This is a genomic window from Candidatus Zixiibacteriota bacterium (assembly GCA_014728145.1).
In the GTDB taxonomy this organism is placed as follows: domain Bacteria; phylum Zixibacteria; class MSB-5A5; order JAABVY01; family JAABVY01; genus WJMC01.
The window spans coordinates 1-8,464 of record WJMC01000089.1 but is presented as its reverse complement, the minus strand read 5'-3'; the positions used below and the strand labels follow the sequence as shown (position 1 = coordinate 8,464).

Genomic DNA, 8,464 nt, shown 5'->3' with positions numbered 1-8,464 from the left:
CCGTCGCTGTTGGCATCACCGCAGGCAATTACAGGCTGCGGAGGAGAGCCACCGGCGAAGGCGTAGTTAATGATATAAACCGCGTCAGAAACGTCAACACTGCTGTCGTTGTTGGCGTCACCGCAGAGACCCTGACAGGAGACCGCGAACGGCTCGTTGTTGACCATGAAATCAGTACCCTTGGTAACAAGGAGTTCGATCATACCGGCCTCGCCGTCACAGCTGACACCCTTGAACTTGATAACTTCGAGGGTCGTACCGCTGTTAAGGGTACCATTCCAGAATCTGTACAGGGTGTTGAGGTCGCCGACGGAGTCATTTTCGAGTAGCAAGTCACCGTCGTTGAAGCCAAACATCTTGTTGTAGACTGAATCCGGGTTGTAACCGGTACCTTCCGGATAGACCCAGTTCTCGTTATCAAGGATGGCGCCGGCCAGTTTGTTGAGGTTGTCCGGGCCTTCATAGGCGTAGACACCGGCATAACAATTCTCGTAGAGAGCATTGTTGGCGCCACGCTGGTAGATGAGATTATTGGCGAAGTTCACACCGCCATCGTCACGGTTGGAATCGGCACGGACATCCCAGTCGATACCTTCACCGATGACGAAATCTGTCAGGTTACCGCACTCGGACCAGAAGGTTATGCGTTCGATCAACAGGGCAGTGTCCTGGTGACCCGGCACAACGTACTGGATGGTACCCTGGACACAACTGTCGGTGGAAGCCCAGGCACCACTGGTGAGGTAATAACCCTGGCCTCCACCCGGGTTACCAACTGTGGTGATGGTAAGGCTGTCGAGAGCCTTGAAACCACGATCGAAGTCATCGTCGATCATGTCACCGAAGACCTGAATCTCGCCGTCATTCCAACCGACCAGGAAGCTCTCGTTATACATCGGAGCGAAGTAATCGGCATCAGGATCAGTCGGATAGTTACAGGCATAGAACTTCATGTTACCAGCCATATCCAAACGATCGGAGCCGTTACCGGCACGCGGAATGTTCCAGACATCGACATCCCAGCAACCACCGGTGATGGTAGCATATTCGGGCTCGAAGTACTTACAGGCCACAACCGCGTTGACCACGATATCAATCGGGTCGGCGGCCGGGGAACCGCTGAAGGTCACGGTAATAGTACCGGTGTAAAGACCAGCAGTCAGTCCTGATGTAGCCTGGATTCCGAGCTCAGCCGGTGAGGCACAACCGGTTACGCCATTGGTCCAGTCTTCGATACCACGCGGACCAACGCCGGCATCCAGTGATCCTGAGCCACCGGAAGTAATTGTAAGCCAAGCCGCGTCAGAGACAGCCGAATAAGGCTGGTTGACGTTACCGGTGTTCTGCAGGAGCACGGTAGAGGTCCAGGTCGGATCGGTAGTACAGTCAGATTCATTGCTGGGTTTGAGCGGAACTTCAAAAGTCGGATCCGGAGGAGAGGAAACGATCTGGGCATTGGCGCCTACATCGGCAACCGTGAAGCACGGCCAGGTCATGAAGATGACCGGATTCTCGGTCTGGATACCTTCGTCAGGCTGTACATAGGTACCCGGATCTGTATCATGAATATACTGAATCATCAGGGAGTCGTTCATGAACATAGCCATGGTCGGCCAGTGCTCACTGTCGCACTCACCGGACACACAGGTGTCGGTCTGAGTATCAGTCAGGTTGACACCGTCAGACCAGGTCTGACCACCATTTTCGGAGACCACGACCAAGATATCACCATTCATGAAGAAAGGCGAGTTACCGTCGTTAACACCGAAGTCCATGGTAGCGACCTTGTCGCCGTCGGCGTTGACATAGTACTCATTGCCGAAGCGGGTGAAAGCGATATAGAGCTTGCCGTCGCAGACAGACACGTTCATCTTCGAGATGACGATGTTCCAGGCGCCAAAGTCAGTGCCGCCCGGGAAGAGTGCCGGCTCGGAAGCGTCATAGGCGATCGAGACGCAGTTGTTGTCGCTGTCCCAATGCCACATCTGACCGGCGTAGAAAGTACCGCACGGATTCTCCGGATCCTTTTTGGAGCCGGACCAGACCAGGTGCAGGACATGGTTGTCATCGATCAGACCGGAAATATCGTAAGAAGCCGGATCGGCCTTGGCATCTTCAAAGTTGACGCCGAAATCGGTCACATAAGTCGGAGTGGCCGGCCAGGAAACACCGTTGTTGGTCGAAAGCTTATAGACAACGTTGTTGCAAAACTGGTAGTGACCGAGACCATTGGTGCAGTAGTGCTGGTTCGGGCCGGACTGATAATACATCGGCTTCAGGTAGACATAGAAGACCGAGTCAGTGCCGGGAACCGCAAACACGAGCTGACTGCCGACATAGGTGGAGTCGATCAGAACCGGGGCATCCCAGGTGCCGGTCCACGGAGTCGAGGTCGAAGTGGCGACCTTGCGCTCATAGACCAGTGAGGAAACCTCGATCAGGGAAGCGTCAGCCGGATCGTTGGAAGCTTCGTAAGAACCGACGTGAGTGACGAGGTCACCGGAAGCGTTCAGTTCGATATCGAAATGGGGCCAGATGTAGGGCTGATCGATATCGTCGCCCTCGTAGCCGGTATCGAATGTCGAAATCGAAGCACCCGGAAGCGTGTCATGGATCATAGCGTAGTCAGCACACAGAGCCCCATAGGAAGCATGGGTGTACAGCGGCTGCTGATCGCCACCGAAATGGAAAGAATGCACCGGCCAGGTGGTACCCGGGGTTACTTCGATATGGCAGTAACCCGGACGACCGCCGGTCAGGCCTGTGGTTGAACCGCCTGATACGGAGTTGTCCCAGGCGTCGTTGTCAAACTGGTAGATGGCCACATGGACATCGCGGACTTCGTTACCGGCGATAAACTGGATGTCCATCCAGTTCATATAGATATTGTCACAGGCGGCATTGGAATAGCCGGCGTAGACAATCTGGCGACCCTGGGTCGCGTTGTGCTGCTGGTCGACGAAGCTGGTATAGCTGCCGAACATCTCACGGGCATTGCCCACGGCGTTCGACATTGAGCTACCGAGATAAACTTTGCCCGAAGTCGAGCTGTAGTTGACCTCGGAACCATCAACCATAAGATTGACTTTGCCCTGTGAAGGGGGCATAAGTGAATACTTTCCATTGTTGGCCACTTCGGCCATGGCGGGAATCGAGAAAATAAAGAGGGTGACTAAAACGATCACCGAAAGTTTTCTTAGCATTTCAGGCTCCTTTCATGCACTCAAAAAAAAGACAAGTTAATTAACTGTCGTTACCCAAGTTACAAGACTCAGGGCGAAATTTTTTACTCTGACCACCTCCTTCCAAAGGCTCGAAAAACAAACCTTGCGGTTGTGAGTTTAAGACCATTGATTTATCTCCTGTGAGACAATTTAACTTCAAGATTGCGACAGAAAGCTCTGAATTCGGGGAAAAGAATTGGACAGGATAAGAAACGGTCGAACACATGAGCCTCCACTGTCACATCTGTTTCAAATTCAGTTTTAATCATCCGTGCTTCATCTTCCTTCGGGCATACGCTCGGCAAACCTCCAAAGGAAAACCACAAGTTACAGGTTGGGTACGATCAGGAGAGTCCGTTTTGAATGACCTTTTTACGTGACCCTCAAAAGCTACTCTAAACAATTACTGCTATTTACCATTGCATGGCTACTTATAAAAAACGAAAACCAGCAAAAAAAGCAAGCACAATCTTCAAAAAAAGACCATTTTTGACAGTCTTTTGAGATGCTCATCTCCCTACCTCAAAAGAGAACCTGCCTAAACCTGACCCGGAACTGTAAACACTGAAATTCCGGGATCTCAAGTGCATGCCTTACATGAGCATACGGCAAATAGCCGACGTCATTCAAAACTCCATGGCTACATCATTGCTGCAGAATTTGACAGTGACCTCTGGAGGATATTCGGGGTTGTCGTATATGATATCGAGAGTTCTGAGCCTGTAGAATGGAGAACCACATTCCGTCCCGTATGTGAACCATTTAAAAGCGCCTAAAGCGTTCTCTACTTCAGGTCCTTTTGCTCTGAATATGATCTCTTCAGCGACTGGATCGATTTTGTGTAAATCAAGGTTCTCAAGAACGGCCCTCTTTTCGGTTTTATAAAAGTGATTTCTATTATAGCCGTCGCCATATTTCCAGTTGTGAATATACAGGCTATCCAAAACAGTCTGATCCGTAGAGATGATACCAGTCAGCCATTTCATAAGATTCTCGGGATTTAGATCTGGTTTATTGAGTATGGCAGTATATAACTGCCTGCCGTTAAGCGGTGTGTACATAATTTAAGTAAAATATATTAATGAGGCAAGTTATTTTACAGATTTTGCACCAATCCTGATTAGTCCACTTTGATGTCGTAGCGGGTGATTGCGGATTTGATAATCAAGCCGATAACATCGACATAAGTCAAATTCTTGGCTTTTGCTGAAGCTATCAATGGGCTGACCGGACGCAATCCGGGAAGAGGATTGACCTCGATCAGGTAGGGCGTACCGTTTTCGTCCAGGCGGATATCAGCGCGGGCGAAATCCGGTATGCGCATAACCTTGAATGCCCGGTCTGACAGGGCCAGGACCTCACGTTTTTCTGCCGGAGTCAGTTCGGGAGGGCAGATAGTTTCGACTTTTTCCTCGACATCCTCGGCAGACTTGGTCTCAAAATCAAAAATATTATGCTTGTCTCCATCGAATTTGTATTCCACGATCTCGAGCAGATATCCTTCGAAAGCCTGGAGCATCGGTACAGTCAGTTCGCGTCCCTGTATGAACTGCTCGACAATGATCCCTTCGGAATATTCTGACAGAAGCTCCGAGACCTTTTTTTGTGCTTCTTCTTTTGATTCGGCAACTGAATCCTGGCTGATACCCATGCTTGAGCCCTCATAGTTCGGCTTGATAAAAAGCGGGTAAATCAAATCGTCCGGAAGCTCTGGTTCTTCCTTGGTGATAAGCGCGCCTTTGGGGACCCGGATGCCCCGGATTTCGAGCAGTTTACCGGCCAGGCGTTTATCCAGGCCGACATGCAGAAGCCCGGGAGTGCCCCCGGTATAGGGAATGCCCAGAAGTTCATAGATAGCCGGGTAGTAGGACTCACGCATTTTTCCGCCGATTCCCTCGGCCAGGTTAAAGATCAGATCAGGCTTGGAGGCGATTATATCATCTACTATCTTTCCAGGAGGCCGTGAAACTTCGACCGGCGTGATCCTGTGTCCCAGATCTTCCAACGCAGAAATTACCCTGTCGACATATTCCTGCGAAAACCGCTCGGCCTGTTTTTCGTCATTATCTTTCTGTAGGTTATAAGTAAAACTGATTCTCATGAGAGATTGACACTCCTTTTACTCATTCAGATTTGCCATCTGCTCGCTAAATAATATTGATTTCTGCCAATAGTCCCGCCTCTGCTTTTCATCCCAATACGCTGATTACTCAAAAGCCAGAAGCGCGAGAGCCAGCGCGTAAATCCGGATGTTTTCCAGATAACGACTGACCAGAATATGTTCATTAGTTTCATGAGCCATTTCTATATCACCAGCCTTCTCGTCGAGCGGGCCAAAAGCAACCGAGGCCGGAAAAGCCTTGGCATAAGTTGTCCCCCTGATCGATCGCAAGTCGGGTTGACGACCTGTAACAGTGTGGTATGCGAGTTGCAGGTTTTCCAAAAAACCCGGGTACTCGTCAGGAGAAATATGCAGTGCTTCCTGTACCCGTCCATGGATTATAGAATCTATCTTTAAGCCCTCGATCTCTTGTTCAAGTCGACTGGCGGTTTGTGAAAATGCGCTTTCGATCTGTCCGCTGTCCACACCTTTCGGAAAGCGTACGTTAATCATGGCACGGGCTGAACCGGGTTTAATCACGATTTCACCCAGGTTGACCGTGGTTGAGCCCATGTAATCATCATGATAATCGAACCCGAAACCGGAGCCGTCAATTCTGGAGCACAATTTTCTCAACTCTTTCGCTAACAGATTCAATCCCGGTATATCGGTATCAATTAATTCGATAAAAGCCAGGGCATCGAGAGCGGCATTGTGGTCTTTTTCAGGAAATGCTCCATGAGCGCTTTTACCCTTAAAACTGATACTGTAAAGTACCTGACTATCTCTTTCATCGCTGTGTATTTCTTCAATGAAAACTTTAGCGTTTGGATTGACCTGTCGCAGATCGCCTTCGGCTTCGGCCAGCAGGTTTGTAAGTTTTTCCTTGCGGTTGAGCGGTGCCTGGCAGATCAATTTCGCCAGTTCCGGTATCATATTGTGACGTTTACCGCTTTCGAGTGAGACGAAATACGGTTTGAAGTACGTATCTGATGAACTGCCTTTCGGAATCGGCCACTCAAAGTCCCATTTGATCATGGCCATACCTTTTTCAGCATTGATGATCGGGAACGTGCCGTCAGGTACGATCGTCATGTCAGTATTTTCACCTTTTTCGCGCAAAAGATCGACATCGGGCCAGTCATCGGTTTCCTCCAGAGTTCCCAAGAGCAGACGCACATCACATGACGGTCTCATACCCATCGTTTCGAGCAAATCCAGGGCAGAAAAAACAGCCCCCACCGGTCCTTTATCGTCCTGGGTGCCACGTCCCCAGATAGCGCCGTCGGCCACAGTCCCTCCAAATGGCGGATATTTCCAGTCGCCGTCAGCCGGGACGACATCGATATGGGCCGCGACTCCCAGCGACTTTTTAGCATTACCATCGGCCTTGAGCTCCGCGACAGCCGCCAGGTTGTTATAGTTGCGAAATTCCATATTCAAACGATCAGCGGCCACTTCCAGGTAATCCAGGCAGTTCGCGATTTCCATTTCAAAATCAGCCTGCCCCTGTTTGTCCTCCCGGCCACTGACGGTTTTGAAGCGCAACAGACCCGCTAAAAAGGCTATGTAATGGTCACGGCGCTTTTCAATAACCCGGGCGATTTCCCTATTGATTTTCTGAACATTGTTCGAATCTTTTGCTTTAAACATACATATCAAAGCTGTTTAAATATTTCAGAATCCATTAACAAGGCAGGAAGAATATGCCACCCCTGTTTTTAAGTTGTTTTGATTTAACAGCTTCCTTAAACATTACAACACAAAAACCCGCCCGATTGTTTCGGACGGGTTTGGTAAACAACAATAGTTTTATGCTGCTTTTTCTTCAAAGACATGGATATCCCGTTGCGGGAAAGGAATCGAGATGCCGTTTTTGTCGAACTCCAACTTGACTTTTTCAGTCATGTCAAAATAGACCGACCAGTAATCGGCGGTCTTGACCCAGGGCCTGAAGACGAAATTGACCGAGCTGTCGGCCAGTTCCAGAACCGCCACTGTGGGGGCCGGATCTTTGAGCACACGCTCGTCCTCGGCCAGTATTTTTTCCATTAACTCTTTGGCTTTTTTGATATCATCGCCATAGCCGATTCCGAAAACCAGGTCGATCCGGCGTGTCTCCTTAGCGGAGAAATTTGTAATCGAACCGGAGGTTATCTGGCTGTTGGGAATCACAATCTGACGGTTGTCCGGAGACTTCATGATCGTGTTGAAAATCTGGATTTCTTCCACGGTTCCGGCTTCACCGCCCGCCATGATGTAATCGCCGGTTCTGTAAGGCCGGAAAAGTATCAGCATGACACCAGCGGCAAAATTCGAAAGCGTACCCTGGAGAGCAAATCCGATTGCCAGACCGGCAGCCCCGATTACTGCTACAAGGGAAAATGTCTGTACACCTATAGTACCTAAAATTGCCACCACAAGAAAAGTCATCAGGGCAATTTTGACCATGCTGGTCAAAAATTTGGCAAGGGTTTCATCGACATTGGACCTGGTAAACAGGTTCTTTACGGCTTTTGTAAGGACACCGATTACTACACGGCCGATTATAAGAAGCAATACGGCACCGATAATCCTCATGCCGTACATTGCAACATATTCTTTCAATTTAACAAGAATTTCTTCCATCCTGATAACTCCTTAAGTTAGCATTTATTTCTATTGTTTTTTCTCAAGACTATGGCGATTGATGTTATGCAATGATTGCAGTCTATCGCAATAAACCCAATAAATTTGATTTTAACAACCTGTATTTTACAGTCCAGGTTCCCACTCTGAAGCTATTAAGTACTTTTTTGGGATCAAATTATAAGTTGTTATCCGCCAAGAATATTAATGTAGATTCTGGTACACCGCACTATTTTTGCGAAAATAAGATGAAAATTCAAAATTAGTGTAAAAAAGCACTTGATAATTTTTCTGGAACCTTTATATTCCCCGGCTGTTAGCACTCAAATAAGGTGAGTGCTAACAAGATGAAGAAATTCTGAGGTTTAAACATAAGCGTATGTACTAAGGAGGTTTAGATGAACATTCAGCCGCTTGCTGACAGAGTTTTGGTCGAGCCGATCGAGGCTCCTGAGGTAAAAAAAGGTGGGATTATCATTCCTGATACCGCCAAGGAACGTCCCCAGCAGGG

Annotated in this window: 6 protein-coding genes; 1 reads left to right on the top strand and 5 read right to left on the bottom strand. The window is 48.8% G+C overall.

What is annotated here, in order from left to right; all coding sequences use genetic code 11:
* The 5 genes from GF404_05785 to GF404_05765 all read right to left on the bottom strand — a co-directional run.
* Positions 1–3,203 (bottom strand): hypothetical protein (locus tag GF404_05785; protein MBD3381693.1); only part of this gene is annotated, 3,203 nt, incomplete at its 3' end.
* A gap of 647 nt (positions 3,204–3,850) precedes the next feature.
* Entirely contained in the window at positions 3,851–4,210 is a 360-nt protein-coding gene (locus GF404_05780) for a hypothetical protein (protein MBD3381692.1), read from the bottom strand.
* 134 nt (positions 4,211–4,344) lie between these two features.
* Positions 4,345–5,325 (bottom strand): ATP-grasp domain-containing protein, encoded by a 981-nt coding sequence (locus GF404_05775; protein ID MBD3381691.1) that lies wholly within the window; start codon positions 5,323–5,325, stop codon positions 4,345–4,347.
* Positions 5,326–5,430: 105 nt separating this feature from the next.
* Positions 5,431–6,978: a Sapep family Mn(2+)-dependent dipeptidase gene (locus tag GF404_05770; protein MBD3381690.1), complete on the bottom strand. Its 1,548-nt coding sequence runs from the start codon at positions 6,976–6,978 to the stop codon at positions 5,431–5,433.
* Between the two features lie 159 nt (positions 6,979–7,137).
* Positions 7,138–7,953: a mechanosensitive ion channel gene (locus GF404_05765; GenBank protein MBD3381689.1), complete on the bottom strand. Its 816-nt coding sequence runs from the start codon at positions 7,951–7,953 to the stop codon at positions 7,138–7,140.
* A gap of 398 nt (positions 7,954–8,351) precedes the next feature.
* Here GF404_05765 and GF404_05760 point away from each other — a divergent pair.
* Positions 8,352–8,464 (top strand): co-chaperone GroES (locus tag GF404_05760; GenBank protein ID MBD3381688.1); only part of this gene is annotated, 113 nt, incomplete at its 3' end.